The 25,267-nt window shown below is 55.3% G+C and carries 28 protein-coding genes; 23 read left to right on the forward strand and 5 right to left on the reverse strand.

Translation table 11 applies throughout. The annotated features are described in order from the left end of the window. Positions 1-517 precede the first annotated feature (517 nt). The 5 genes from TH19_RS21690 to TH19_RS21710 all read left to right on the forward strand — a co-directional run bounded on the left by TH19_RS21690 (position 518) and on the right by TH19_RS21710 (position 5,427). Positions 518-982 carry a PaaI family thioesterase gene (locus TH19_RS21690; RefSeq protein ID WP_114104453.1) on the forward strand — a complete coding sequence of 155 codons (465 nt, stop codon included), beginning with the start codon at positions 518-520 and terminating at the stop codon, positions 980-982. 58 nt (positions 983-1,040) lie between these two features. Further along, positions 1,041-2,213, forward strand: coding sequence for an isovaleryl-CoA dehydrogenase (locus tag TH19_RS21695; RefSeq protein ID WP_114104454.1), 1,173 nt, complete (start codon positions 1,041-1,043; stop codon positions 2,211-2,213). Between the two features lie 76 nt (positions 2,214-2,289). After that, positions 2,290-3,477 (forward strand): acetyl-CoA C-acyltransferase, encoded by a 1,188-nt coding sequence (locus TH19_RS21700; protein WP_114104477.1) that lies wholly within the window; start codon positions 2,290-2,292, stop codon positions 3,475-3,477. A 118-nt stretch (positions 3,478-3,595) separates the two neighbouring features. Then, a complete protein-coding gene (locus tag TH19_RS21705) occupies positions 3,596-4,216 on the forward strand; it encodes a carbonic anhydrase (protein ID WP_114104455.1) in 621 nt (206 codons plus the stop codon). 77 nt (positions 4,217-4,293) lie between these two features. Beyond that, entirely contained in the window at positions 4,294-5,427 is a 1,134-nt protein-coding gene (locus TH19_RS21710; protein WP_114104456.1) for an acyl-CoA dehydrogenase, read from the forward strand. A 24-nt stretch (positions 5,428-5,451) separates the two neighbouring features. On the opposite strand, the gene TH19_RS21715 is transcribed toward TH19_RS21710, so the two are convergent. Both TH19_RS21715 and pspF read right to left on the reverse strand, forming a co-directional pair. After that, on the reverse strand, positions 5,452-5,862 hold the full coding sequence (locus TH19_RS21715) for a hypothetical protein (RefSeq protein WP_114104478.1): 411 nt from the start codon (positions 5,860-5,862) through the stop codon (positions 5,452-5,454). A gap of 46 nt (positions 5,863-5,908) precedes the next feature. Further along, a complete protein-coding gene (gene pspF / locus TH19_RS21720; protein ID WP_114104457.1) occupies positions 5,909-6,934 on the reverse strand; it encodes a phage shock protein operon transcriptional activator in 1,026 nt (341 codons plus the stop codon). A 171-nt stretch (positions 6,935-7,105) separates the two neighbouring features. On the opposite strand from pspF, the gene pspA reads away from it, so the two are divergent. From pspA to TH19_RS21760, 7 genes are all read left to right on the forward strand, one after another. Beyond that, complete coding sequence (gene pspA / locus TH19_RS21725; RefSeq protein WP_114104458.1) at positions 7,106-7,771, forward strand: phage shock protein PspA; 666 nt, start codon at positions 7,106-7,108, stop codon at positions 7,769-7,771. 55 nt (positions 7,772-7,826) lie between these two features. Beyond that, positions 7,827-8,075 carry an envelope stress response membrane protein PspB gene (gene pspB, locus TH19_RS21730; protein ID WP_114104459.1) on the forward strand — a complete coding sequence of 83 codons (249 nt, stop codon included), beginning with the start codon at positions 7,827-7,829 and terminating at the stop codon, positions 8,073-8,075. Beyond that, on the forward strand, positions 8,072-8,644 hold the full coding sequence (locus TH19_RS21735) for a hypothetical protein (protein ID WP_258548085.1): 573 nt from the start codon (positions 8,072-8,074) through the stop codon (positions 8,642-8,644). The genes pspB and TH19_RS21735 overlap by 4 nt, the downstream gene beginning before the upstream one ends. A gap of 253 nt (positions 8,645-8,897) precedes the next feature. Beyond that, positions 8,898-10,274, forward strand: a complete 1,377-nt coding sequence (locus tag TH19_RS21745) for an ATP-binding protein (RefSeq protein ID WP_114104480.1) — start codon at positions 8,898-8,900, stop codon at positions 10,272-10,274. Positions 10,275-10,304: 30 nt separating this feature from the next. Next, positions 10,305-10,913, forward strand: coding sequence for an EndoU domain-containing protein (locus TH19_RS21750; protein ID WP_258548086.1), 609 nt, complete (start codon positions 10,305-10,307; stop codon positions 10,911-10,913). Positions 10,914-10,924: 11 nt separating this feature from the next. Continuing rightward, positions 10,925-11,263, forward strand: a complete 339-nt coding sequence (locus TH19_RS21755) for a hypothetical protein (RefSeq protein WP_114104462.1) — start codon at positions 10,925-10,927, stop codon at positions 11,261-11,263. A gap of 3 nt (positions 11,264-11,266) precedes the next feature. Next, positions 11,267-12,454: a serine hydrolase domain-containing protein gene (locus TH19_RS21760; RefSeq protein WP_114104463.1), complete on the forward strand. Its 1,188-nt coding sequence runs from the start codon at positions 11,267-11,269 to the stop codon at positions 12,452-12,454. Between the two features lie 16 nt (positions 12,455-12,470). On the opposite strand, the gene TH19_RS21765 is transcribed toward TH19_RS21760, so the two are convergent. Then, positions 12,471-13,505, reverse strand: a complete 1,035-nt coding sequence (locus TH19_RS21765; RefSeq protein ID WP_181846515.1) for a substrate-binding domain-containing protein — start codon at positions 13,503-13,505, stop codon at positions 12,471-12,473. A gap of 232 nt (positions 13,506-13,737) precedes the next feature. On the opposite strand from TH19_RS21765, the gene TH19_RS21770 reads away from it, so the two are divergent. From TH19_RS21770 to TH19_RS21815, 10 genes are all read left to right on the forward strand, one after another. Next, complete coding sequence (locus TH19_RS21770; RefSeq protein WP_114104465.1) at positions 13,738-14,196, forward strand: MarR family winged helix-turn-helix transcriptional regulator; 459 nt, start codon at positions 13,738-13,740, stop codon at positions 14,194-14,196. Between the two features lie 12 nt (positions 14,197-14,208). Next, positions 14,209-16,305 (forward strand): FUSC family protein, encoded by a 2,097-nt coding sequence (locus TH19_RS21775; RefSeq protein WP_114104466.1) that lies wholly within the window; start codon positions 14,209-14,211, stop codon positions 16,303-16,305. Further along, positions 16,302-16,505 (forward strand): DUF1656 domain-containing protein, encoded by a 204-nt coding sequence (locus TH19_RS21780; RefSeq protein ID WP_114104467.1) that lies wholly within the window; start codon positions 16,302-16,304, stop codon positions 16,503-16,505. The genes TH19_RS21775 and TH19_RS21780 overlap by 4 nt, the downstream gene beginning before the upstream one ends. A gap of 8 nt (positions 16,506-16,513) precedes the next feature. After that, positions 16,514-17,425 carry an efflux RND transporter periplasmic adaptor subunit gene (locus tag TH19_RS21785; RefSeq protein ID WP_114104468.1) on the forward strand — a complete coding sequence of 304 codons (912 nt, stop codon included), beginning with the start codon at positions 16,514-16,516 and terminating at the stop codon, positions 17,423-17,425. 126 nt (positions 17,426-17,551) lie between these two features. Beyond that, positions 17,552-18,430: an HpcH/HpaI aldolase/citrate lyase family protein gene (locus TH19_RS21790; protein ID WP_114104469.1), complete on the forward strand. Its 879-nt coding sequence runs from the start codon at positions 17,552-17,554 to the stop codon at positions 18,428-18,430. A 121-nt stretch (positions 18,431-18,551) separates the two neighbouring features. Beyond that, positions 18,552-19,601, forward strand: coding sequence for a MaoC family dehydratase (locus TH19_RS21795; RefSeq protein ID WP_114104470.1), 1,050 nt, complete (start codon positions 18,552-18,554; stop codon positions 19,599-19,601). A gap of 400 nt (positions 19,602-20,001) precedes the next feature. Then, positions 20,002-20,382 carry a succinate dehydrogenase, cytochrome b556 subunit gene (gene sdhC, locus TH19_RS21800; protein WP_114104471.1) on the forward strand — a complete coding sequence of 127 codons (381 nt, stop codon included), beginning with the start codon at positions 20,002-20,004 and terminating at the stop codon, positions 20,380-20,382. A gap of 27 nt (positions 20,383-20,409) precedes the next feature. Continuing rightward, a complete protein-coding gene (sdhD, locus tag TH19_RS21805; protein WP_114096663.1) occupies positions 20,410-20,793 on the forward strand; it encodes a succinate dehydrogenase, hydrophobic membrane anchor protein in 384 nt (127 codons plus the stop codon). Between the two features lie 4 nt (positions 20,794-20,797). Beyond that, entirely contained in the window at positions 20,798-22,594 is a 1,797-nt protein-coding gene (gene sdhA / locus TH19_RS21810) for a succinate dehydrogenase flavoprotein subunit (RefSeq protein ID WP_114104472.1), read from the forward strand. A 25-nt stretch (positions 22,595-22,619) separates the two neighbouring features. Then, positions 22,620-23,402: a succinate dehydrogenase iron-sulfur subunit gene (locus tag TH19_RS21815; protein WP_114104473.1), complete on the forward strand. Its 783-nt coding sequence runs from the start codon at positions 22,620-22,622 to the stop codon at positions 23,400-23,402. Between the two features lie 231 nt (positions 23,403-23,633). Here the strand turns inward: TH19_RS21815 and TH19_RS21820 are convergent, their stop codons facing one another. Continuing rightward, the gene (locus TH19_RS21820) at positions 23,634-23,978 is read right to left on the reverse strand and encodes a type II toxin-antitoxin system RelE/ParE family toxin (RefSeq protein WP_114104474.1); all 345 of its coding nucleotides are present in this window, start codon (positions 23,976-23,978) and stop codon (positions 23,634-23,636) included. Then, positions 23,968-24,237 (reverse strand): ribbon-helix-helix domain-containing protein, encoded by a 270-nt coding sequence (locus tag TH19_RS21825; protein WP_114104475.1) that lies wholly within the window; start codon positions 24,235-24,237, stop codon positions 23,968-23,970. Before TH19_RS21825 ends, TH19_RS21820 begins: the two co-directional genes overlap by 11 nt. A gap of 150 nt (positions 24,238-24,387) precedes the next feature. On the opposite strand from TH19_RS21825, the gene TH19_RS21830 reads away from it, so the two are divergent. Further along, the gene (locus tag TH19_RS21830) at positions 24,388-25,182 is read left to right on the forward strand and encodes a hypothetical protein (protein ID WP_114104476.1); all 795 of its coding nucleotides are present in this window, start codon (positions 24,388-24,390) and stop codon (positions 25,180-25,182) included. Positions 25,183-25,267 lie beyond the last annotated feature (85 nt).

Here is a 25,267-nt window from a genome sequence, read left to right on the forward strand (position 1 = left end):
CATGGCAATTCAAGCGCAGACTTCGAGACTTTGACGCCCCATGCAACCGATCCCGGCCGGATCAGGTAATGACGGCAGTCGTCAGCCCATTCCGCTGGTGCCCGATATGGAGACGTCTGACCAGCAGTTCGTTTCGTTGGCTGCCTGATACGTCATCAGAACTATGGTTCAGCATGATGCCAGTTGCACATGACGGTGCTGGCACTGATCGAAGTGTTGGGTGCTGCGGGCAGTCTGGTTCCCGTTATTTATGATTGGGTAAAATGCGAGGAATGCTCATCTTTTGGCTAAGGTTCTGAAATCGTCGGATATTTGCTGGCCGCGCTTGCACCATCGGCCAAACCGACTGAAACGCGTCTGTTAAAAGGATGGCTGGATGGGATGAGGAAGGGGAATATTAAAATCGGTATAGCTATGCGGATTTGATTTGACGTTAACGTTAACGTTAACTAAAACAGAGTCGCATCCCGTCCGATGCGCCCGGAAACGGGCATCTGCTTTATGTCAGGACCGCGATATGGCTCAGTTCGAACCGCAAAATCCCGATTTCGATGCCGAAGTGCGCAAGCGCTTCGCCCAGCAGCCCTATAACCTGTCAATCGGTGCCGAAGTCACCGATGTCAAGCCGGGCCGGGTTGAGGTCATCGTGCCGTCGCGGGCCGATCTGATCCAGCATAACGGCTATTTCCATGGCGGCCTGATTGCAGGTCTTGCCGATATTGCCGGGGGTTTTGCCGGATGGAGCCTGGTCGAGGCCGATCAGGGGATGCTGACCATTGAATACAAGCTCAACATCGTGGCACCCGGTTTGGGGGATCATTTGCGCGCCGTCGGCGAGGTCGTTTCGCGCGGGCGTTCGATCATTGTTACCCGCATCGATGTCTTTGGTATGAGGAATAATGAGCCGGTTCTGTGCGCAACTTCGCTTCAGACCTTAAAGGTCATGAAGTTGCCGCCGGAATTATTAGATAGTGCTGCATAATTCCAAAGATTGAACAATTTTACCTAATAATCAAACCTAGTCAGGCAGGAACGTCATCATGGCATTTTTCGAATTTCCCGGATTGAAATTTGATCTTGGCGAGACCGCAGATGCGATCCGCGAAACCGTTTCATCCTTTGCCGAAGCAGAAATCGCTCCGCGCGCGGCCGAGATCGATGAAACCAACCAGTTCCCCAACGATCTGTGGCGCAAATTCGGTGATCTTGGCCTGTTGGGCATGACCGTATCCGAGGAAGATGGCGGTACGGGTCTTGGCTATCTGGAACATGTGATCGCCATGGAAGAAATCAGCCGTGCCTCGGCCTCGGTTGCCCTGTCATATGGCGCGCACTCCAACCTTTGCGTCAACCAGATCAAGCGCAATGCAAATGCCGAACAAAAGGCCAGATACCTGCCCAAACTGATCAGCGGCGAACATATCGGGGCGCTGGCAATGAGCGAACCGGGCGCTGGTTCGGATGTGGTATCGATGAAGCTTCGCGCCGAGAAAAAGGGTGATCGTTTCATCCTCAATGGCAACAAGATGTGGATCACCAACGGCCCGGATGCCGACACATTGGTGGTCTACGCCAAAACCGATCTCGAAGCAGGGCCCAAGGGCATCACGGCCTTTATCATCGAGAAAACCTTCAAGGGCTTCTCGACTGCGCAAAAGCTCGACAAACTGGGCATGCGCGGCTCGAACACCTGCGAGCTGGTGTTTGAAGATTGCGAGGTGCCCGAAGAAAACATTCTGGGTCAGCTTAATGGCGGTGTCCGCGTTTTGATGAGCGGCCTTGATTACGAACGTGCCGTTCTGGCGGCTGGCCCCACGGGGATCATGCGCGCCTGTATGGATGTGGTTGTGCCCTATATCCATGAACGCAAACAGTTCGGTAAGGCAATTGGCGAGTTCCAGCTTATGCAGGGCAAGATCGCCGATATGTATACGACCATGAATGCCTGCCGTGCCTATGTCTACGAGGTTGCCAAGGCCTGTGATCGCGGGGAAACATCGCGCAAGGATGCGGCTGGTGTGATCCTGTATGCCGCAGAAAAGGCCACCTGGATGGCGCTTCAAGCCATTCAGACCCTTGGCGGGAACGGCTATATCAACGAATATCCGACGGGCCGTTTGCTGCGCGATGCCAAGCTTTATGAAATCGGGGCAGGCACCAGCGAAATCCGCCGTATGTTGATTGGTCGCGAACTGTTTGGTGAAACCGCGTAATTGCGGTTTTGCCCCGGCCTCACATATTCAGATCAAAGATCCCCCGCAAAGACTTCAAGGTTCAAGGACCCGTATCATGACCACTTCTGATCCGATTGTTATCGTATCGTGCGCCCGTACCGCCATGGGCGGTATGCAAGGCGATTTCGCCACGGTTACCGCCGCCGAACTGGGTGGTGTGGCGATCAAGGCCGCGCTGGAGCGCGGTGGCGTTTCGCCCGATGACATTGATGAAGTCATCATGGGCAACGTTCTGCCCGCCGGGCAGGGACAGGCACCGGCACGTCAGGCAGCCTGGAACGCCGGTATCCCGCGTTCGGCCGGTGCGACCACGATCAACAAGATGTGCGGATCAGGCATGAAAGCCGTGATGTTTGCCCATGATACGCTGGTTGCCGGTGGGGCCGATGTCATGGTGGTTGGCGGTATGGAAAGCATGACCAATGCGCCGTTCCTTCTGCCGAAAATGCGGTCGGGTCACAAATACGGTCATGACATGGTCTATGACCATATGGCGCTGGATGGTCTTGAGGACGCCTATGAAAAGGGCCGTTCGATGGGCACCTTTGCCGAGGCGACGGCCGAGAAATACGGCTTTACCCGCGAAGCACAGGATGACTATGCCATTGCGTCGCTGACGCGCGCGCAGAATGCGGCCAAAGCCGGTCATTTCAATGATGAAATTACCCCGGTGAGTTTTACCACCCGCAAGGGTGAGGTCACGATCAACGCCGACGAACAGCCGCCAAAAGCCAAGCCGGAAAAAATCCCGACCCTGCGTCCGGCATTTGCCAAGGATGGCACGGTCACGGCTGCCCATTCCGCATCAATTTCCGATGGTGCCGCCGCCCTTGTCATGATGCGTGCGTCCGAGGCCGAAAAACGTGGTCTTAAGCCGCTTGCCAAAATTGTAGGTCAGGCAACCCATGCCCAGGAGCCGTGCTGGTTCACGACGGCGCCGATTGACTCGATCAAAAAGGTTCTGGCCAAGGCGGGCTGGACCAAGGATGACGTCGATCTTTGGGAAATCAACGAGGCCTTTGCCGTTGTTGCCATGGCCGCCATGCGTGATCTGGAGCTTGATCACGGCAAGGTCAACGTGCATGGCGGTGCCTGTGCGCTTGGTCATCCGATTGGCGCAACCGGTGCGCGTTTGCTGGTGACCCTGATCCATGCGCTTAAAACCCACGGCGGGTCCAAGGGGGTTGCGTCGCTTTGCATTGGTGGCGGCGAGGCGACCGCGGTTGCAATCGAGCTTATCTAGTAGCGGTTACCGTGTAGTTTAAATTCGTTCTAAAAAGTCTGATATTGGGGGCTACCAACTTGCGCGAATTCCCCTTATTTTGTCGCCAGAGATAACGACGAACAGAGGAATTCGCGCGATGGCTAAGTCGACTGTGGATCGGATGATTGCCGGGTTTAAAAGCTTCAAGGCGATGTATTACGAACAGCGTCCCGAACGGGTGGAAGATCTGGTCAATATGGGCCAGAAGCCGGAAGTTCTGCTGATTGCCTGTTCGGATTCCCGCGTTGATCCGGCAATCCTGACCAATGCCGAGCCGGGCGAGATGTTTGTGGTGCGTAACGTCGCAAACCTTGTCCCGCCTTACGAGCCTGATGAAAACTATCACGGGACCTCGGCGGCAATCGAATTTGCGGTCCGCGACCTTAAGGTCAAGGATATCGTCATTCTGGGCCATTCGGCCTGTGGTGGTATTCAGGCACTGGTCGAACATGGCGAGGCTGGCAAGGTTCCCGAACGCGACTTTATCGGTGAATGGGTCAGCATGGCGAAATGCTGCCTGCATCATGGCCCTGATGTCGACAAGGTTTCACGTCATTCAATTCGCAACTCGTTGCAAAACCTGATGACGTTCCCGTTCATCAAGGAACGGGTCGAGGCCGGTGACCTCAACCTGCATGGTTGGTGGTATGGCATGAAAGAAGGCATCCTGTGGCGTTTCGACGACGCGCAGGACAAGTTTGTTCAGGGCGAAGAATAAGCCCGGCCTGATCCAATGGATCAAGAATTGATCTGATCGCATGGCCGGTGCATCGCCCAACTGGGAGGGGTACGGCCATGCGGTTGGAAGAACATCAAATTATGGTGCGCGATACCGCGCGCGAGTTCGCCGAAAATGAACTCAAACCCAATGCCGCAAAATGGGATATCCACCATACCTTCCCGGCCGAGGCCGTCGCCGGTCTGGGCGAGCTTGGCTTTTTGGGGATGCTGGTGCCTGATGAATATGGCGGGGCGGGCATGGATCATGTCACCTATGCCCTGGCGCTGGAAGAAATCGCCGCGGGCGACGGGGCCACGTCCACCATCATGTCGGTCCATAATTCGGTCGGCTGTATGCCGATCCTGAAATTCGGCACCGAAGAGCAAAAGCAAAAATTCCTGGTCCCGATGGCGCAGGGCGAAAAGATCGGCGCATTCTGCTTGACCGAACCGCAAGCCGGGTCCGATGCCAGTGCGCTTAAGACGCGTGCGGTGCGCGATGGCGATGACTGGATCATCAACGGGTCCAAGCAATTCATCACGTCGGGTTCCGAGGGTGATGTCGCCATTGTCTTTGCCGTAACCGACCCCGAAGCCGGAAAGCGCGGTATTTCCGCCTTTATCGTGCCAACCGACACACCGGGCTATGTGGTGTCACGGGTCGAGGAAAAGCTGGGTCAGAATGCTTCGGACACCTGCCAGATCACCTTTGTTGAATGCCGGGTGCCCGGTGAAAATATGCTGGGCGAGGAAGGGCAGGGTTATAAAATCGCGCTGGCCAATCTGGAAGGCGGGCGCATCGGTATTGCTGCCCAGTCGGTCGGCATGGCACGTGCGGCATTCGAGGCCGCGCGGGATTACGCCAATGAACGAGAAACATTCGGCAAAAAGATCATCGAACATCAGGCGGTGGCATTCCGCCTTGCCGATATGGCAACCAAGATCGATGCCGCACGGCTTCTGGTCCATCGTGCCGCCGAATTGCGCGATGATCACAAGCCATGTCTGACCGAGGCCTGCATGGCCAAGATGTTTGCATCCGAAATCGCCGAAGAAGTCTGTTCGGCCGCGATCCAGATTCACGGCGGATACGGCTACCTCAAAGACTTCCCGGTCGAGCGCATCTATCGCGATGTTCGCGTCTGCCAGATTTACGAAGGCACATCCGACATTCAGCGCATGGTGATTGCGCGGGCATTGGCTGATTGACGAAGGTGCACGTTGGCTGACTGTTTAGGTTGGTGGAGGGGCAAAGCGTGCGAGAAAGCGTTCCGCACGTGGTAGAGCATCATGCAGGAACTGTTTGGGTTCGCGAAGCCATAACCCATCGATCTGCCGTGACTTCGGTTCGGAAATCAAAACGTCTTGCGGGATATCTTTGATTTCGACATCCCAGTCCGGCCAGCGCTGTCTGGCTCTGCGGATGTAGTGGCTGATGAACGCTGTATGTTTGCTGTAGCCATGATAGTCAAACACCCAGTCATCGTGGGCGACGACAATGTGATTGCCCGGATAATTATTTTTGGGGTGAAGCCAAACTGCTGTGAGGTCGCCAGCTGTGCAATATCGTTGGATGAAGGCGTGGGCGAGGATGTGGCAGGCGCCGCAGGCAAAGAACACTCGGTCTGGTAGGTTCCAGCGCATGACTGGATCGCTCTTGCGATAATTCGGTGTTCTTGGTTGGTGCATTTCAGCGCTCTGGTAGCAATCCGTGTTTTTCCAGAAGGCGTCGGAACTGGTGATAGTTCAGATCAAGTGCCTTGGCGGCTTCGGTCTGGTTGTTGGCGTTTTGGGCAAGAGCCTGTTTCAGCAGGGTGATTTCAAAGTCGGCGACCTGTGATTTGAAATCGATTGTGCCGAGGGTTCCGTTAGCTTCGGCAGGTTTGGGGGCGACCGAGTTTGTGCTTTGATGGGCGGAGCCCGTGATGCGGTCGGTTTCCGACCAGATGCCTTCGAACGGATCAAGGGTGATGGTGGCAAGCGGTGCGGTGTCGTCATCGGCAAGGTAGATGCTGCGTTCGACCGCATTGCGCAGTTCGCGGATATTGCCCGGCCAGTCATGGCGCAAAAGCTGTTCGGCGGCGTGACGTGAAAAGCCCGCAAAAACCGTGCGGCCAAGGCGTTTGGTCATATCAAGTGCGAATTGTTCGGCCAGCAACAATATGTCATCAGTCCTTTGACGGAGTGGCGGAACCGCGATGACGTCAAAGGCCAGCCGATCCAGAAGATCGGCGCGGAATTTCCCGGTTTTGGCCAGTTCGCGCAGATTTTCGTTGGTGACGCCAATCACGCGGGTGTCGACATCAATGACATCCGATCCGCCTACACGTTCAATTTCACCATATTCGACAACCCGCAGAAGCTTTTCCTGAACCACGGGGCTGGCAGTGGCGATTTCATCAAGAATGATGGTGCCGCCATGTGCGCGCTCGAACCGCCCGACATGGCGTTTGGTCGCCCCGGTAAAGGCACCGGCTTCGTGGCCGAACAGTTCGGTATCAAGCAGGGTTTCGGACAGGGCAGCGCAATTGACCTTGACCAGCGGGCCACCCCAGCGGCGCGACAGGTAATGCAGCCGGGCCGAAATCAGTTCCTTGCCCGATCCGCGTTCGCCAATGACAAGGCACGGGCGTTCAATCGGGGCCAGGCGTGAAACATGTTCAAGGGCCGCCAGAAATACGGGGTCTTCGCCCAATATGGGTTGCAAACTATCCATTTCGCGAAAAACGTTATCGAAAATCGATATTAATGTCGCGATAAAAGTAATGTTTCGACGTATGAAATTCGTAAGTTATTGATTTTATTCATTTCCAAAACTGGCACGGCATTTGAAATAGAGAAGGTAGAAGTTTTACCGTCCCCCCCGATGAAGTAAGGAGATCAGGCAATGGGCGTGTTTTCGCGTTTGTCCGATATCGTAAATGCCAACATCAACGCGCTTCTGGATCGTGCCGAAGATCCCGAGAAAATGGTGCGCCTGATGATTCAGGAAATGGAAGATACGCTGGTTGAAGTCCGTTCGGCCGCGGTCAAGGCGATTGCCGATAAAAAGGAAGTCGAGCGCAAGCTTAAAAAGCTGCATGACGGTCAGGTCGAATGGGATACCAAGGCGGAATTCGCAGTTTCCAAGGGCCGCGACGATCTTGCCAAGGGTGCGCTGATGGCGCGCCGCCGTCTGGCCGATCAGAGCGTTGTGCTTGAGCGTGAGCTTGAAGTGATCGAAGAGACTCTTGGCAAATTTGACGAGGATCTCAACAAGTTGCAGAACAAGCTGAATGAAGCAAAAGGCAAACAGCGTGCGGTTGAAATCCGTATGCAGACCGCCGAAAAGCGTGTCAAAATGAAAGAGAAGCTTCATTCCGGTCAGATTGACGAAGCCCTTCTGCGCTATGAGCAGATGGAGCGCCGGATTGACGAGCTTGAAGCCAGTGCGGACTCCTGGGACCTTGGTCGCGGGCAGAGCCTTGAGGAACAGTTTGAAGACCTTGAGGCGGAGCTCGGGATCGAAGATGATCTCAAGGAACTCAAGGCACGTGTGAAAAAAGATAAGTAATCATAGGTTTATGTGTTCCGGCACGTAAGCCAGCACCAGGAAGAAGCTGTCAGATATGTGGGCGATTGCCGTACCCTTGATTGTATTCGTTGCCGTTGTGGGCCCGGTCTGGGTGGTGTTTCATTACATCACGGTCTGGAAACGGATGAAGGCAGAGCAACGCGCACAAAACCCCGAACAAACAGCCCGCGATCAGGAAATGGTCGCGGGACTGAAAAAGCGGGCAGAGAAGCTTGAATCCCGTGTCGAAACACTTGAACGCCTGTTAGATGCCGAGGTTGCCGAATGGAGGAACAGGATATGACTGCCCAGCAAGCTGCTGCCGGAAACGGATTTGAGCGCGGTCACAAAAGACACTCGCATCGCGGATGCCGGTTCAAAAATCACAATCACGAGGGCAAGAAATGCCACGGGGTGATCGGGCGGACCACACGCGGAATTTCCAGTGCCTTTGGCATTCCGCGCAAAGGGGTTCTGGCTGCTTTCATTCTGATCCTGATTTTCAGCTTCCCTGTTGGTGTGATGTTGTTTGGTCTTGCATGGGCCTATGTGCATCACCCGGAATGGTTTGACGGATTGCGCGGCAAAATCCGCGGGTCATCGCGCCGTGCACAGGCACAAGCCCGTGCGACCAAGGCCGATGACGTGAATGACAACCCGACTGTGGGTGTCGATTACGAAGAAAGCTGGATGGAAGAACTGCGCGAGCAGTTTGACGATCTGGAACGCCGCACCGGTTCGATGGAGGGCTTTGTCGCATCCGGCGAATATCGCGTCGCGTCCGAGCTTGAGAAAATGAAAAAAGACGATGCATCGGAAGCCGCCAAAAAGGACGGTGATGATGCAACCAAACCCGACGAACCAAAGGCATAAGCCTTTGTTCTGACGGACCAAAAGATTGACGGCGGTTTCAGCTTTCCCCAATCCCCCCTCGCGTTCGTAACGCAATGAGGTCGCCGTCAAACAGTGAAACCGGATCACATTTGTGGTCCGGTTTTTCTTTTACTTGCAGTTTGTTGCGGAAAAATTCCCAAATAGCATTTATCACTATACCTAATTTAAAGGTTTTACCGGCAAAGTCGGGAAAAATGCCCGTCAATCGGGCGGTGCTTTTGGGGAAATGCGCATGGCGACCATGATTGAACATCCGGGCGAACAGGATTTTCTGCATCGTTTGCTGCTTGATAATCCGTGGTGGGATGGTGTCACCGATGATGTGGTGCAGGGATTGCCACAACGCGCGTTTTTCAAGCGATTCTGGTCGGCCCTTGAAAAGCATGACGGGCAAAAGGCCGTGGTCCTGACCGGGCCGCGCGGGGTTGGAAAAACCGTGATGTTGCGCCAGGCGGTGGCCGAACTTTTGAATGCCGATACGCCCAGACGCCACGTTTGCTATATCTCGCTGGAACATCCGCTGTTTCTGGAAATTGATCTGCCACGCTTGCCCAAGCTGTTGCGATCCATGCGCGGCATTTCGGCCGATCATCCGTTATGGCTTTTTATCGACGAGGTTTCCTATCAGCGCGACTGGGAAGATCGGTTGGCAAAACTGATCGTTGCCGATCCGATGTTGCGCGTGGTGGCGGTCAGTGCGCTGGCACCCGGTGCGGACAGTGCCGTGCATATCCAAAGCCTGTTTTTACCACCGTTCAGCTTTGCCGAATATCTCGAGCAAAAGGGAATCGCACCTAGCGATGTCTTGCCTGCAACACCCAATGTCGGGCGCTATAGCGCCGATGTCCCGGACGGGTTGGTCGAACTGAATGACCTGTTTGAAGATTACATCAATGAAGGTGGCTTTCACGCCGCCAATGGCGAAGCCGGGGCCATTCACCGGTCGCTTCATTCCGATTTGCCGGGATTGCATGGCATTTCAAGTCCGTCGGACCTGCATCGGTTGTTTGCCCTTTTGGCCTATAATACCGGGTCGGAATTCTCGATCGAGACATTGGCGCGCGAGCTTGATATCGCCAAAAACACGCTGCGCCGGTATCTTGAATATCTTGAAAGTGCCTGGCTGGTCAGACGTTTGGAACGTGTTGACCAGGATGCCAAGCCGTTCCAGCGTGCGGTGGCGTTCAAGGTGCATCTGATCCATCCGGGATTGCGCAGCGGTCTTATTGGCGGGCGGGCATCTGATAGTGCGACGATCACCCGACTGGCCGAAACCGCGATCCAGACCCAGTTTCTGACATCAAGTGTCGGGATGGAAAGCCTGTATTATGCGCGCTGGGGCCATTATGAAGTGCCGTTTGTGTTCCTTGATCGCCGGTCGGGAACGCCGTTATTTGCCTATCATTGCCTGTGGCGGGATGAGGCAATCCGCAAGCCCAAGGAAATTCGCGCACTGGTCAATTTCCGGGGCAGCCATCCCTTGCCGTTGGGGGCCTTTGTTCTGACCAAGGCGCAATGGCATGGGGGCAAGTTGGGCGGTGTGCCGATGCGGTTTGAACCGGCCAGTGTTTTGGCGCTGCGTATCGGGCTTGAATTCTCGCAGCTTTAACCTTGCCGATCAGGAGGCGTTCCGTTGGGTGTGTTTGGGGATCGGATGATGGTGCGGGTCGTGCAGATCGGGGCGATGTCGCTTGCGCTGATGCTGTCCGGGGCGGCGTGGGCTGATCAGGTTGATCTGGCCGGTCAGGTTTGCGCAGATGGCCCGCATTGGAGTGACACCGAACCTGCGATCAATCTGGCGCATGTTTTTTGCGGCGAAGTGAAATCCAATGGCCGTGCGGCAGGGTTCCATGCCCGACCGGGCGGGGTTAATCCGGCAACGATCACGTCGGTTGAAATCACCCAGCCCGCGAATACGAGCGGCGTTTATGCCGGCATGGTGACTTTTGCCAAGCCGGATGCCAGCGCAGGCGCCAGCTCGGAAAGACGTGATCCGGTGAAGTTTTCAAGTATCTTTCCCGACAGCTGCAGCTTTGACCAGATCGTTGCATCGATCCTTTCTGCGCATGACAATCGGACCGATTGCCCGGCGGGATCGCCCGGTTGGTGGCAATGCGGTTTGAATCGGCCAAAGGATGCGGCGTTATCTGCCGGGCTTTGTGTCGGTGATGATCCGGACGGGGTGTTTACCATTGCAATCGGTTTGCTCCGCGATGGCCGGATCAACACGGCCTTTCCGCTGCGATAGGGAAATTGGCGATGTGTGCAAACAAGGCAGATGGTCCAATGGTTCCTGACTGGGTCGGGCGCAAGGCGGGGGATGTCGCCCATGACCGGATTGCATCGATGCTTGTGCTTGATATCGGGCAGGCGCCGGAATGGGCGAAACGTGTGCTGTGTGAAGTCGTGGACGTCACATCGGGCAAGGCAGATGGTTGGGAAATGGTGATGAATGCCCATATCCTAAGCGTAGGGCGGGAATATTCGGATATCTCATCTGCTTATGAGGAAGATGGCGAGGATGGGGTTCAGGTTTGGACCGGTGATCTGCAAGCGGCCCTTAGGGCGTGGATCGCAATGATGGAGCAGGGCGACTAACGCATGGCGAATTTGAATGCGACGTGCCGTTTCGGGCGGGGATGCCGACATCAAATCGACCTGTTTTTAACGCGGGTTGGCGTGATTGCCTCGGCCCTTCTGATTGTGCTTTGGTCATTTTCCGCGCAGGCGCAACAGGCCCAAACACCCAAAAAGCCGGTCGATACGCTTGAGGCGTTCCTACATCAATATCTTCAGCATTCCGGCTTGCCGGGCGGGGTGATCGGGATCGGCTATGGCACGGGCAATGTTCGCTATGCTGCAAGCGGTTATGCCACCGTGGCCCCGGATGTTGGCATGAGTATGGATCGCCAGTTTTATATCGGGTCGCTGACCAAGATGATGACAGCGGTTGTGACCCTGCAACTGGCATCGGAAAAACGGATTGATCTTGGTGATCCGATCGGCAAATGGCTGCCCAAGGAATATGCAGGCCGGATTGCCAATGGCGACAACGCAACCATTCGCGATCTTTTGCGTAACAGTTCGGGCATTCCCGATTATCTGGATGGTGAATTCTTTTTCCAGTTGGTCGGAAGTGATCCGCAACATGGTTGGCGCAACAAGGAAGTTCTTTCACTGATTGCGGATCGGCCTGCCTTGTTCGAGCCGGGCACAAAATACAATGCATCGAACAGCAACTTCATCCTGCTGGGCGTGATGATCGAGGTGGTCGAAGGTGATCATATCGAACGGGTGTTTAATCGCCGGATCTTTGAACCCGCCGAAATGGCCAATACATCCTTTGGGCGGTTTCCGCGCCCGGACCTTTTGGCGCATGGATTTGATGATGCCAATGGCGACGGGCAGCTTGAAGATGTAACCGATCTGGATGTCGGGGATCAGCTTGCCGATGGCGGAGTGATTTCAACCGCCGAGGATATGGTGAAATTTGCCCGGGCATTATTTGTGGATGGTGTGTTGCTCGGTCCCAATGCGCTCAGCCGTGCGACCACCGATACCATGTTTGCCGGGGGCGGCGGATCGTATGGTTATGGCATGATGATCGGGTCAAGCGACTGGGGTCCGGTCTGGGGGCATGACGGGATTTACTTTGGCTATTCCGCCGAATTTTCATGGTTCCCCGATCAGGATACGGTCGTCGTGTTCCTGTCAAACGGGCGGGCGTTGAACGATGTGCCGACCGTGACCAGCATGTTGATGACCGGAATTTTCGGGAACCCGAAATAAGGGCGGTAGCGGTGCTTTACATCGGGTTTTCACCGACCTGGATATCACCACCCATCCGGATGCGAAGCGGGGTTTCCTCGGCAATGATGACATTCTCGCCGGTGGCAAAGTTTCGCATCTGTTGATAGACCAGCTCGCCCATCCGGTAAAAATCAATCGCCACATAACCGTCAATGATCCCCTTGCGGGTCAGGCGATCCTGTTCGTCACTTGGGGTTCCGGTTGCCATGACCAGTTGCGGCGCGCGCGGACCATGGATGGCCATGATTTTGGCCATGCGCTCCGGATCGCCAAGCAGCCATGCGCCGACCGGCACGATGAAATCGGTTGTGGTATTCTGAACAGCCTGGGCAAATTGCGACAGGCCAAGATTGTCATCGCCCTTGTTGTAAAGCGGGCAACGGTCATCTTCGGTCCAGCCGTTTTCACCAGTCAGGGGTGACTTGGCGCTTTCGGGGGTCGAGTTTAAGGACGGGTTTTCCGGGGTGCGGCGCAATTCATGGCGAATGCCGGCAATCCGTTCATTGAGGTTAGGGTCAAAGCGGCCGCCACTCATGATGCAGATCGATGCGCCTTTGGGGGCCTTTTCCTTTAGAATGCGGGCAAGGCGAATGCCGATGCCAAAATTGTTCGGCCCGATATAGGTGCGCCGCAGGGGTTGGTCGGGTGGTTCAAGATCGGAATCAAACGTGATGACGGGGATTTTCCGATCAAGCGCGTCGGGCAAGCCATCCTTGGCGATAAAGGCGGAATTGGTCACCGAAATCGCGATGCCATCAACCTTAAGGGCCACGGCCTTGTTGATGGCTTCAAGTTGTCCGCGGAAATAGCCTATCTGGGTGTCACCCATATGAAGGCATTCATCACCATTACGGCGCGCAGCATCGCTGCATCCGCGCCAGGCATTGATGAAATTGATATCTTCAATGTCCTTGGAGATCAGGCTGAATTTCAGATTCTTCCCCTCTGCCGGGGCCGAAAAGCCCAGCATGATCAGGGTGCAGATTGTCGCTGCTGACGCAAGATGCGCTATGGATGCTCGTCCAACCATCAGGTGCTCCGGCTTTTTGGGGCCAGGCATATCTCCCACGCGGCATTTTGCCGGTCTTTTATTGTTGGTACGGGGGTGTCCGCGTTCCGGATCACTCTGCGCCTTTATGTGGTGATCTCTATGGCGTTTAGCCACCTCTGGTAAGTATTAATTTGCCACCATGCACCGCGCGCATAACAGATAGAATGATAATAGTTAGAATCCTATCTAATTTTCTGTTATCATCACAGTCATGGAAAACATTGATCTTGAAACCCCTTATCTGACCCTTGGGAGTGCGCTTATGCGTGTTGCCCGTTGCTGGCAGCGCGAGGTTAATCGCACCCTTGCCGCACATGGTCTTTCGCAAACCATGGTGATGCCACTGATTGTTCTGCATCGCGGTGGCGGTGCCGTGCGTCAGGGCGTGATTGCCGAGGAAATCGGTGTTGAAGGCCCGTCGCTTGTGCGTGTGATTGATCAGCTTGAACGTGATGACTTGATTTCACGGGTTTGCGATCCGACCGACCGGCGCGCCAAGATGGTTGCGCTGACCGATGCCGGAAAACAAAAGGCCGCCGAGATCGAAGTCCTTCTGGCCGAATTGCGCGGTGAACTGACCGCCAATATTCCCGCTGAAAACCTGAATATTACCCTTGATGTCATGCGCGCGCTGCTGGATCAGCTTGCGCTGCGTGACAAGGGCGCGTAGGGGGAATGTGGCATGTTAGGTACGATCCTTTCCCTTCGGCCCAAAGGGGCTGACTGGCTGTTTTCAGCCAAGACTTTTACCGCCTCTATCCTTGCCCTTTATATCGCGCTGGCCTTTGATCTTGATCGCCCGGTCTGGGCGATGGCGACGGTCTATATCGTTGCCCATCCGCTTTCGGGTGTGTTGGCATCCAAGGCCGTCTACCGGGTTTTGGGCACCATCCTTGGCGCAGTTGCCGCCGTGATCTTTGTGCCCAATCTTGTCAATGCGCCGGTATTGCTGTCGCTGGTTCTGGCGATCTGGGTGGGCGGGTGTTTGTTCCTGTCGCGTCTTGATCGCACGCCGCGCAGTTATCTGTTCATGTTGGCGGGTTACAGTGCGGCGATTGTCGGGTTCCCCTGTGTGGCCGATCCCGGATCGGTTTTTGCAACCGGCATTGCCCGGTTCCAGGAAATCAGCCTTGGCATTATCTGTGCGACACTTGTCAGCCACATCGTCTTTCCGCGCCATATCGGCCCGGTGATTGCCGCCCGTATTGATGGCTGGATGGGTGATATCACCAAACTGGCCGAGCAAAGCTTTGATCCTGAAACGGACGCCAATGTGTTGCATAATGACCGGGCGCGGATTGCCGCCGATCTTGGCGAATTGCATGGTTTGGCCCTGCATCTGGGATATGAAAAGTCCGGTTTCGCCGGGCGGACCCGCCAGTTGCAGGCATTGCAAAGCGTGATTGCCGCCCTGTTGCCGGTTTTCTATGCCATTCATGACCGTCTGCTTGCCCTTAAAGCCCAGCAGGGTGAACTGCCGGTGGATGTTGAAAACATCCTTGCCGGGATTTCGGCCCATATTGCGGCCCCCGATCATGACCGGGCCCGTATTACGGCACTTCATGCCGAGATTGATGCCTTTGCCGCCCGGGTTGCCGGGGCAAAGGATTGGGCCGGGCTGCTTCAGGTCAATCTTGCTAATCGATTGCACCGTCTGATCGATTTTCATGATGATTGCCGCACCCTTTGGGAAGGTATTCGGGCCGGAACTGTGCCCGAAGATGTTTTGGGACGCTGGCAGGAAGGGGCAAAGGCATCTGCCCTGCATCGCGATTATAGTGCGGCCTTTCGCAGTGGTCTGACCGCGGTGATTGCAACAGCAATCGTCTGTGGCTTCTGGATCGCATCAGGTTGGCCAAGCGGCGCGACCGCGGCAATGATGGCAGCGGTTGGTGCCAGCATCATGTCGTTTCTTGATAACCCGGTTCCGGCCCTTAAGGGGTTCATTCGTTATACCGCACTGTCGGTTGCTGTTGTGCTGATTTATAGCCTGGTTATCTTGCCCGGTATTGACGGCTTTGCGTTGCTGGTGATGGCGTTTGCGCCCTATTTCATCTTGCTGGGTGTTTTGATGGCGACCCCGCAGACCTATGGATTTGGTCTGGCGATGCTGGTCAATGTCGTGATGATCCTGAATATCGATACGGCCTATAGCAGCGATGTTGCCACCCTGCTTGGTGGCGGGATTGCGTCGCTTGCCGGATTTGGGGTTGCGGCCATCGTGACGGCTTTTGTCCGGGTGGTGCCGGTGGACAATTTCATCCGGGGTATGGTGCAGGCCAACTGGCGCGACATTGCCGGGATCGCACGCGGGACATTCAACATGCCGCGCATGGTGATGATCCGCCGGCTTCTGGACCGTCAGGGCCTTATTTTGCCGCGCCTTGCCATGGCGGCAAGTCATCGTGAAACCCTGATCCGGGTGATGCCGGAAGTCTCGATTGCTGCAAGCCTTTATGATCTGCGGCGCATCCGGTTGTTTGTTGAGCCGCATATCAGTTCAAGGATCGATGTTCTGTTGCGCAACATCGCCCGACATTTTGAAGCGCGGCTTGACGATTTCAACCGTGCGCCGGACCCCAAGCTTTTGGCCGAGGTCGATAATATCCTGCGTCTGGTCAATGACATGACCGATGGCGCACAACGTCAGAAATTGCTGATCCCGCTCGTTGCATTGCGCCGGACCCTGTCGAAAACCGACGCGCCCAAGCTTGATCGCACGGCAGAGATCGCGGCAAACCCCGCCCTCCTGTCCCCCAGAATGGGAGAAATCGCATGATCACTCCGACCCTTAATATTTATGGCCTGTTTGTTCCGGCATTGCTGGGTCTGGCACTGGCAGCATGGGCGTGTCTTTCCATCGCCCGTATCGGTCTTGTGCGGATCGGTTTTTACAAAATGACCGCCCATCCCGCCCTGACCGACCTCGCGCTTTATGTGCTGATCCTGACCGGACTTACCGCCCTGTTCATTCAATAGGTGATGAAATGAAAACCGTCATAACCAAATCCCTGCGTGTGGGTTTCACGCTTGTGCTTGTGTTGGCCGCTGTTGCCGGTGGCGTGCATCTTTATGATTACTACATGAACGAACCCTGGACCCGTGACGGGCGGATCAGTGCCGATGTTGTTTCCATCGCGCCCGATGTTGCCGGGCTGGTGGCCGAGGTCAAGGTTTCCGATAACCAGCCGGTCAAGGCGGGCGACGTTTTGTTCACCATTGATGCGGCACGCTATCAGGTGGCGGTGGATCAGGCCAAGGCACGGTTTGAAAGTGCCGAAGCCGCCCGCAATCAGGCCGCACGTGAAGTTAAACGGTATGGCGGTCTTGATAGTGACGTGGTGTCGACCCAGAAAAAGGAACAGGTCAAAACCAGCCTTGCAACTGCGCAAGCCGATCTTGATCTGGCCAAGGCGGACCTTGATCTGGCGGAACTTAACTTGTCGCGGACCAGCGTTGTGGCGCCGGTTGATGGTGTTTTGACCAACTTTTCGCTGCGTCGGGGCAATTATGTTGGTGCGGGAACCGCGATTGCCGCTCTTGTTGATAGCAGTTCATTCTATGTTGCGGGCTATTTCGAAGAGAACAAATTGCCGCGCATTGCCATCGGGGATCGGGTAAAGGTCAGCCTGATGGGTGAAGATCGCCCGATTGACGGCCATGTCGTCAGCATCGCAAGCGGTATTCAGGATAGCGAACGGTCGGGCAGCTCTGCCGGTCTAGCACAAGTCAAACCGACCTTTAGCTGGGTCCGTCTGGCCCAGCGTGTTCCGGTCCGTGTTGCCCTTGATCACGTGCCTGACGGCGTGAAGCTGGTGGCAGGTCGGAGTGCCAGTGTAACGGTCGAACAGAAAGACGGGCACAGCTTTGCCGGATTGAATGTCGGGCTGCTGTTCTAGGGGCTGATTGCGTTATTTGACATGATGCAGTGCAAAAAGTGACTTGCAGTGCAAAACAAGTTTGGGTAATTTTCGTAAAAATTAAACTCAAATATTGAACGAATATTATCAAACGGGAGAAATCTGATGGCTGCTGCCCCGCGTCCGCGCCGCTCTGTTCTGTATATGCCGGGATCGAATGCCCGGGCACTGGAAAAGGGCAGGAGCCTTCCGGCCGATGGTCTTATTCTTGATCTTGAAGATGCGGTTGCCCCGGATGCCAAGGATGTCGCACGCGATCAAATCGTTGCCGCCCTTGCCGAGGGTGGTTATGGCAAACGTGAAATCCAGATCAGGACCAATGGCCTGAATACCCCGTGGGGATATGCCGATATCGTGGCGGCGTCAAAGACGTCTGCCGATGCGATCCTGCTGCCCAAGGTCGAAAGTGCCGATACCGTTCGTCAGGTCGCCAATATCATGGAGGCCGAAGGTGCCCATGCCGGCATGACCATCTGGTGCATGATCGAAACGCCGCTTGCGATGCTGAATGCCAAGGAAATTGCCGGTGCCCATCCGCGACTGGGTGGGTTCGTTATGGGGACGTCCGATCTTGCCAAGGACCTGAACTGTGCCCATACGCCCGACCGTCTGCCAATGATCACAAGCCTTGGTCTTTGCCTGTTGGCCGCACGGGCTTATGGCTTGGCGATCCTTGATGGTGTGCATCTTGATTTGGCCGATGATGCCGGGTTTGTGGCATCCTGCCAACAGGGGCGTGAACTTGGCTTTGACGGCAAGACGCTTATTCACCCCAAAACCATCGGGGCGGCCAATGCGGCCTTTGCCCCGGATGAAAGCGAAATTGCCTGGGCCCGCAAAATCATTGCGGCCCATCAGGAAGCCGCCGCCGAGGGTAAAGGTGTTGTCGTGGTCGATGGCAAGCTGATTGAAAATCTGCATGTGGTGTCGGCCAAGAAACTGGTCGCGATGGCCGATCTGATCGCAGAGATCGATGCGGCCTAAGCACAAGATATTTAAGGATATCGGGGGTTCGCGCCCAATAAGTAAAACAGGCCGATAACGGCCGATCACGGGATGCGAACCGGAATACCAGGGAACTTTCGCCTTTCAGGGAGGCATTGGAATGTCAAAGACTAATCCGGGGAATTTCTTTGAAGATTTCCAGATCGGACAGGAAATCCGTCACGCCACACCGCGCACCATCACCAATGGGGATGTGGCCCTTTATACCGGGCTGTACGGGCCACGCTTTGCTGTGCAGTCATCCGACGAGTTTGCCCGTTCGGTCGGGTTCCGTTCGGCCCCGGTCGATGACCTTTTGGCGTTTCATATGGTGTTTGGCAAAACCGTGCCTGATGTGTCGCTGAATGCGGTGGCCAATCTTGGCTATGCCGGCGGGGTGTTCGGGGTTCCGGTTTATCCCGGCGATACGGTCAGTTCAGTGTCGACCGTGACGGGGTTGAAGGAAAATTCAAACGGCAAAACCGGTGTGGTCTATGTCAATTCCGTCGGGCGTAATCAGCGCGGCGAGATGGTTCTGGATTACAATCGCTGGGTCATGGTGCGCAAACGTGATGAAAACGCCCCGGCCCCCGAAACCGTTTTGCCCGAACTGCCCGGTGTGGTCGCGCCCGAAGCGTTTCAGATCCCGGTCGGGCTTGATATGACATCCTATGAAACCCGGTTGGCCGGATCACCGCATCGTTGGGACGATTATTATGTCGGTGAAAAGATCGATCATGTGGATGGCATGACGCTTGAAGAATCCGAACATCAGATCGCCACGCGACTCTATCAAAACACCGCCAAGGTGCATTTCGATCAGGTGGCGGCCAATGAAGGCCGGTTTGGCAAGCGTCTTATTTATGGCGGGCATATCATATCACTGGCGCGTGCGTTGTCGTTCAACGGTCTTGGCAATGCGTTCCGGATTGCGGCGATCAATGCCGGGGCACATGCCAATCCGGCCTTTGCCGGGAATACGGTGTTTGCCTGGTCCGAAGTGCTTGGAAAATTCGAGTTGCCCGGCCGGCGTGATCTTGGCGCGCTGCGGCTCCGCCTTGTTGCAGTGCGTGACCGTCAGGCCAATGATTTTCCGCTGCGCACCGCGGATGGCAAATATCATCCCGATGTGTTGCTTGATTTCGATTATACGGTGCTGATGCCGCGCTAAATGCGATGTCTTTAACCGTTCATTCGTCAAGACGGGCTAATTTCGGCCGGTTTGAAGGCCTGATCTTGATCGGGCGTTTGTGCATCCATATGTATTTGCAACAAAACAGACCAGCTTTGCAGGCAGTTTCCTTGCGTAAGAAGGTCTAATTGTGCAATTGCTAAATCCACGTTACGTCGTATGCGCGTCTGATGGAGGAAATGACTCCTTCATCATGCCCTTCCCGCGGGGGCGTTTGCGGCGTCTGAGAGGTCAACCTACGTAGTTAAACGGAGGCAGTTGGGGCGTTTTGTCACTGAATTCTTTGGTTTTCAGAGGGGTTCAGATTGACTCAAACCCGCTGCATGGGTAAATAAACCCTGCTTTCCCGCCAGCTACTTTGAGAAGAGGCAATTCCGCTATGAGCAAAGCCAATCGGCCGCTGTCTCCGCACTTGCAGGTGTACCGGCTTCCGATGACGGCAAAGATGTCCATCACGTTCCGTGCGATGGGTGTCGGCCTTGCCATTGGTTTCGTATTTTTGGCGTCCTGGCTGATTGGTGCCGGCGCTGGTCGTGACGCCTTTAACGGCTATCACGCATTTTTCACCTCGTGGTTTGGTCTGCTGCTGCTGTTCGGATGGACGGCGGCGTTTTATTACCACGCTTGCAACGGTATCCGTCACCTGATCTGGGATACTGGTCGCGGCCTGACGAATGAGGGTGCTGCCAAAGGCAACCCGATCGTCCTTGGCGCGGCAGTTGTGCTGACCATTCTCACCTGGATCATCGGTCTGGCCTAAGGCCGGGCAAGAGGGGACAAACTTGTCATGAAGATGCAATCCGATCTGGGCCGTGTTCGCGGTCTCGGTTCTGCCAAAAGTGGCTCTTCGCACTGGTGGACCCAGCGCGTTACTGCTGCGGCTAACCTTCCGCTCGGCATCTGGTTCATTCTTTCGATTCTTGCAGGGCATACGGCCGATTACGATGCCGTTCATGCCTGGTTGAGCTCGTACTTCCATTCGACCATGATGATCCTGATGATTGTCAGTGTTGCTGTGCATTTCACGCATGGCCTGCAGGTCGTGATCGAAGATTATGTGCATAACCGTAAAGCAGAAGTGATTTCGCTGATGCTGATCAAAGCCGTTGCGGCATTTTTGTCCGTAGCAGCCATCGTATCAGTCCTGCGTATCGTTTTTGCCGGAGCCTGAGCCAATGACTGAATCATATAAAATTATCGACCATAACTACGACGTCGTTGTTATGGGGGCAGGCGGCGCAGGTCTTCGTGCGACGCTCGGTACGGTTGAAGCCGGCCTGAAAACTGCATGTATCACCAAGGTCTTTCCGACCCGTTCGCACACCGTTGCTGCCCAGGGCGGTATCGGTGCATCCCTTGGCAACATGTCCGAGGATCACTGGCAGTGGCATATGTATGACACCGTCAAGGGTTCCGACTGGCTTGGTGACCAGGACGCGATTGAATATATGTGCCGTAACGCCGTTCCGGCGGTTCATGAACTTGAACATTACGGCATGCCGTTCTCGCGTACCGAAGACGGCAAAATCTATCAGCGTCCGTTCGGTGGTCACACCCGTGATCACGGCAAGGCGCCGGTTGAACGTGCCTGTGCTGCGGCTGACCGTACCGGTCACGCCATGCTGCATACCCTGTATCAGCAGTGCCTGAAGCACAAAGCCGAATTCTTTGTCGAATATATCGCCCTTGATCTGATCATGGATGACGATGGTTCGTGCAAGGGTCTGGTTGCCTGGGATCTGGATTCCGGTGAACTGCACCGCTTCAATGCCAAGATGGTTATTCTGGCATCTGGCGGTTATGGCCGTGCATTCTTTAGCTGCACCTCGGCACATACCTGTACCGGTGACGGTCATGGCATGGTGGCCCGTGCAGGTCTTGGTCTTCAGGACATGGAATTCGTTCAGTTCCACCCGACCGGCATTTACGGTTCGGGCTGCCTGATCACCGAAGGCGCACGTGGCGAAGGTGGTTACCTGACCAACTCCGAAGGCGAACGTTTCATGGAACGTTATGCGCCGACCGTTAAGGACCTTGCATCGCGTGACGTCGTGTCGCGTGGTATGGCACAGGAAATCCGTGATGGTCGTGGCGTTGGCGAACATGGCGAATATATCCACCTGCACCTTGAACATCTTGGTTCGGAAGTGCTGTGGGAACGTCTGCCGGGTATTACCGAAACCGCAAAAATCTTTGCCGGTGTTGATGCGACCAAAGAACCGATCCCGGTTCTGCCGACGGTTCACTACAACATGGGCGGTATTCCGACCAACTATAAGGGCGAAGTTCTGCGTCCAACCGCTGACAACCCGAACGCAATCGTTCCGGGCCTGATGGCGGCGGGTGAAGCAGCTTGCGTGTCGGTCCACGGTGCAAACCGTCTGGGGACCAACTCGTTGCTCGACCTTGTTGTCTTTGGCCGTGCATGTGGTCTTCATGCTGCCGAAGTCGTCGATACCAAAGCACCGTTCAAGGGCCTCAAAACCACCGATGGCGAAGAAGCGATTGCACGTTTCGACCGTCTGCGCTGGGCAAAAGGTTCGCGTCCGACTGCGGATATCCGTTTGGAAATGCAGCGCGTCATGCAGGGCAACTGCGGCGTGTTCCGTACCTCGGAAATCCTCAAAGAGGGCGTAGGCAAACTGGCCGAAACCGCCAAGACGCTTCCCGACGTCGGCGTTTCGGATCGTTCGCTCATCTGGAACTCGGACCTGGTCGAGACTCTCGAACTTGAGAACCTTATGACCTGTGCCGCAGCAACCATGAATTCGGCAGAAGCGCGTCAGGAATCCCGCGGGGCACACGCCCACGAAGATTATCCGAAGCGTGATGACGAAGTTTGGATGAAGCACACGATTGCCACGGTTGACACCGAGAAGGGCTATGGCGTTGATCTGACCTATCGTCCGGTCAATACCTTCACCCTGACCGATGAAGTGTCTTATATCGAGCCGAAAGAGCGCGTCTATTAAGGCGCGGCACGAGAGGATTTGAGAGATGGTAGAATTCAATCTTCCCGCCAATTCGGTCGTAAAAGAGGGCAAATCGTTCTCTGCTCCGGCTGACGCGAAGAATGTTCGTTCGTTCAAGATCTATCGTTTTGATCCCGATAGCGGCGATAACCCGCGTACGGATACCTACGATATCGATCTCGACAAATGTGGTCCGATGGTTCTGGACGCGCTGATCAAGATTAAAAACGAGATCGACGCGACTCTGACCTTCCGCCGTTCGTGCCGTGAAGGCATTTGCGGTTCGTGCGCGATGAATATCGATGGTCGCAACACGCTTGCGTGCTTGAAGCCGATCGAAGACATCAAGGGCGAAGTCAAAATCTATCCGCTGCCGCATATGCCGGTGGTCAAGGATCTGGTGCCTGACCTGTCGCAGCCTTATGCACAGCTCGCATCGATCGAGCCGTGGCTTAAAGCCGACAGCCCGGCTCCGCCGGATGGTGAACGTCTTCAGTCCCGTGAAGAACGTGCGAAGCTTGATGGTCTTTGGGAATGCATTCTGTGCTTCTCCTGCTCGACCGCGTGCCCGTCCTACTGGTGGAACTCCGACCGTTACCTCGGCCCGGCTGTTCTGCTTCAGGCATATCGCTGGCTGGCAGACTCGCGTGACGAATATACCGGTGAACGTCTCGATGCACTCGAAGACCCGTTCCGCCTGTATCGTTGCCACACGATCATGAACTGCACCAACACCTGCCCGAAAGGCCTGAACCCGGCGCTTGCGATCACTGAAATCAAAAAGATGATTGCAGAACGCCGCGCCTAAGCCTTTGGCTGTGTTGCCCTGAATTTGGCGTTTTACGCCAGTATGTTAAAGCCGCCGGTGATCGGATGATCCCGGCGGCTTTTTCTGTCTAACGGGCCAAAACATCAAGCATAAGGCCGAAAGGGCAAACCATGGCGCGGTTGAGACAATCACGTCATGCATTTTCGATCTGCGGATTGGATCAACGCAATGGCGGTAATATCCGCAGATATCAGCTTTCCGCTTGTCTGCTTATTGCAGAAGGCGGGCAAGCATATGGCGAATGTGATCCTGCCCGCCAAAGAATATCGCCAGAATTCTGACTTCGAGGCAGTCTTCGACAATGTCAAACCAGATGACAGCCTTACCCAGAGTAAGATGACGCAGGCCGGGAAGAATATCGTCGTGCAGGGTGCCCCGATAAGGGGCTTCACACAGCATTTCGATGTCATCTGTTATGGCAATAACCCGGTCCAAAGCATGGGTGATTGCGTCCTCCCTGCTGTCCCCAAAGCTGATATAGCTTTCGACAAGGAAGTCGATGATCAGTTCGAAATCACGTTCTGCATCGGCTGCGTACGTGATTTTATAGGGCATGCTTTTCGCGTTTGCGTGTGGCGATGCTGGTCAGGCGATCTTTGATTTTGGACGCCGGAATGAATTTACCGTCACGACGAGACTGAAGGACGGCGCGCAGGGCTTCGGTTTCCAATTGTTCGATTTCGGATTTTTGGCGCAGTAATTCCAACCCTTGCTGAAGAACAGCACTGGCGCTTGGATATGTGCCATTATCCACCAACTCGCGGACAAACGCGCCTTGGGTATCCGTCAGTGAAATGGAGGATTTAACTGTCATGCTATTTCTCCGTTGTCGCCTAAATGGTGCTACTGGGTGGCATTAATGTCAAGTAAACCGACCAAATTTTCGTTTGTTGTTAATGTCTGCCTTACGACAGGGCGCTATAATCAACACAGGCCTTTTGCTGCTAGATAGGGAATTATTACCTTGTTTGAACGCCGCCACCTTCCCGTTTCCTCTATTCGATATCTGAGTGGTCTTGCCCTGTTACTTGGCCTTGCTGCCTGCGGGGATACCGGTTCGAACTGGGAGCCGCAGGATATGTTTGCGGCACCGACGCAGGACAAGATTGATGACCGTTATCGGGCGATGATCGATTTCAAGGCGATGGCGCGTGATGCCAATGGCAAGGAATATGCCGCCGGTCCGAGTGCGACCGTCATGGGGGCGATCGAGGAGGCGGTTGCCATGTGCCAACAGGCCAATGCGCAAGGCTGCAAGGCGGTGCGCGTTGGCTTGACCTGGGTTGATGGCCTTGATCAAACCGCGATTGAAAGCGTGATCAAATCCTATGGCGATACCATGACCGCCGAGGCCTATCAGGCGGCAGGTCAGGGCAATATGGGGGCGGCGAACTGGCTTGCCTATCACTATGCGGTGCGCGGTGAGAATCTGGGCGAAGCCGAACGCTTGTCGTTACAGGCGATTAATGTTGCGCCGGATGATCCCGGTGCCCTTGATACCTATGGGCTGATCCTGCATCAGCAGGGGCGCTATGCCGAGGCCGAGGAAGTTTTCATTAGGGTCAACAAGGCAATGCCGACGGCCGAGCATATTGCGCATTTCGCCGACAATGCCCTTGCGATGGGCAAGACCGACATGGCGCGCGCCGCCTATCAGCGTGCGCTTCAGGCCGGGGCAAGCCCGGTTTTGTCGCAGACCATTCAGAAACGATTGCTGGCACTTGATCTGAACGGGGCGCAAGCCGCCCCGGCGAAATAGGCAGAGCCCAGACATAAAAAAGGCCGGGATGAACCCGGCCTTTTCAGCATTCAATGTCTCGTCCTGAAATACGTTGTCACCTTTA

Source organism: Thalassospira profundimaris (assembly GCF_003326675.1).
Taxonomy (GTDB): domain Bacteria; phylum Pseudomonadota; class Alphaproteobacteria; order Rhodospirillales; family Thalassospiraceae; genus Thalassospira; species Thalassospira aquimaris.

What these genes read in the sequence shown, in the direction of transcription:
- TH19_RS21760 (WP_114104463.1), top strand. Translation starts at nt 11,267, where the DNA reads ATGGCGAATTTGAATGCGACGTGCCGTTTCGGGCGGGGATGCCGACAT.
- TH19_RS21825 (WP_114104475.1), bottom strand. Translation starts at nt 24,237, where the DNA reads ATGACAGTTAAATCCTCCATTTCACTGACGGATACCCAAGGCGCGTTT.
- TH19_RS21790 (WP_114104469.1), top strand. Translation starts at nt 17,552, where the DNA reads ATGGCTGCTGCCCCGCGTCCGCGCCGCTCTGTTCTGTATATGCCGGGA.
- pspA (WP_114104458.1), top strand. Translation starts at nt 7,106, where the DNA reads ATGGGCGTGTTTTCGCGTTTGTCCGATATCGTAAATGCCAACATCAAC.
- sdhD (WP_114096663.1), top strand. Translation starts at nt 20,410, where the DNA reads ATGAAGATGCAATCCGATCTGGGCCGTGTTCGCGGTCTCGGTTCTGCC.
- TH19_RS21715 (WP_114104478.1), bottom strand. Translation starts at nt 5,862, where the DNA reads ATGCGCTGGAACCTACCAGACCGAGTGTTCTTTGCCTGCGGCGCCTGC.
- TH19_RS21765 (WP_181846515.1), bottom strand. Translation starts at nt 13,505, where the DNA reads ATGGTTGGACGAGCATCCATAGCGCATCTTGCGTCAGCAGCGACAATC.
- TH19_RS21690 (WP_114104453.1), top strand. Translation starts at nt 518, where the DNA reads ATGGCTCAGTTCGAACCGCAAAATCCCGATTTCGATGCCGAAGTGCGC.
- TH19_RS21705 (WP_114104455.1), top strand. Translation starts at nt 3,596, where the DNA reads ATGGCTAAGTCGACTGTGGATCGGATGATTGCCGGGTTTAAAAGCTTC.
- pspB (WP_114104459.1), top strand. Translation starts at nt 7,827, where the DNA reads ATGTGGGCGATTGCCGTACCCTTGATTGTATTCGTTGCCGTTGTGGGC.
- TH19_RS21745 (WP_114104480.1), top strand. Translation starts at nt 8,898, where the DNA reads ATGGCGACCATGATTGAACATCCGGGCGAACAGGATTTTCTGCATCGT.
- TH19_RS21695 (WP_114104454.1), top strand. Translation starts at nt 1,041, where the DNA reads ATGGCATTTTTCGAATTTCCCGGATTGAAATTTGATCTTGGCGAGACC.
- TH19_RS21770 (WP_114104465.1), top strand. Translation starts at nt 13,738, where the DNA reads ATGGAAAACATTGATCTTGAAACCCCTTATCTGACCCTTGGGAGTGCG.
- TH19_RS21755 (WP_114104462.1), top strand. Translation starts at nt 10,925, where the DNA reads ATGTGTGCAAACAAGGCAGATGGTCCAATGGTTCCTGACTGGGTCGGG.
- TH19_RS21700 (WP_114104477.1), top strand. Translation starts at nt 2,290, where the DNA reads ATGACCACTTCTGATCCGATTGTTATCGTATCGTGCGCCCGTACCGCC.
- TH19_RS21735 (WP_258548085.1), top strand. Translation starts at nt 8,072, where the DNA reads ATGACTGCCCAGCAAGCTGCTGCCGGAAACGGATTTGAGCGCGGTCAC.
- TH19_RS21820 (WP_114104474.1), bottom strand. Translation starts at nt 23,978, where the DNA reads ATGCCCTATAAAATCACGTACGCAGCCGATGCAGAACGTGATTTCGAA.
- sdhA (WP_114104472.1), top strand. Translation starts at nt 20,798, where the DNA reads ATGACTGAATCATATAAAATTATCGACCATAACTACGACGTCGTTGTT.
- TH19_RS21710 (WP_114104456.1), top strand. Translation starts at nt 4,294, where the DNA reads ATGCGGTTGGAAGAACATCAAATTATGGTGCGCGATACCGCGCGCGAG.
- TH19_RS21775 (WP_114104466.1), top strand. Translation starts at nt 14,209, where the DNA reads ATGTTAGGTACGATCCTTTCCCTTCGGCCCAAAGGGGCTGACTGGCTG.
- TH19_RS21815 (WP_114104473.1), top strand. Translation starts at nt 22,620, where the DNA reads ATGGTAGAATTCAATCTTCCCGCCAATTCGGTCGTAAAAGAGGGCAAA.
- TH19_RS21780 (WP_114104467.1), top strand. Translation starts at nt 16,302, where the DNA reads ATGATCACTCCGACCCTTAATATTTATGGCCTGTTTGTTCCGGCATTG.
- TH19_RS21785 (WP_114104468.1), top strand. Translation starts at nt 16,514, where the DNA reads ATGAAAACCGTCATAACCAAATCCCTGCGTGTGGGTTTCACGCTTGTG.
- TH19_RS21795 (WP_114104470.1), top strand. Translation starts at nt 18,552, where the DNA reads ATGTCAAAGACTAATCCGGGGAATTTCTTTGAAGATTTCCAGATCGGA.
- pspF (WP_114104457.1), bottom strand. Translation starts at nt 6,934, where the DNA reads ATGGATAGTTTGCAACCCATATTGGGCGAAGACCCCGTATTTCTGGCG.
- sdhC (WP_114104471.1), top strand. Translation starts at nt 20,002, where the DNA reads ATGAGCAAAGCCAATCGGCCGCTGTCTCCGCACTTGCAGGTGTACCGG.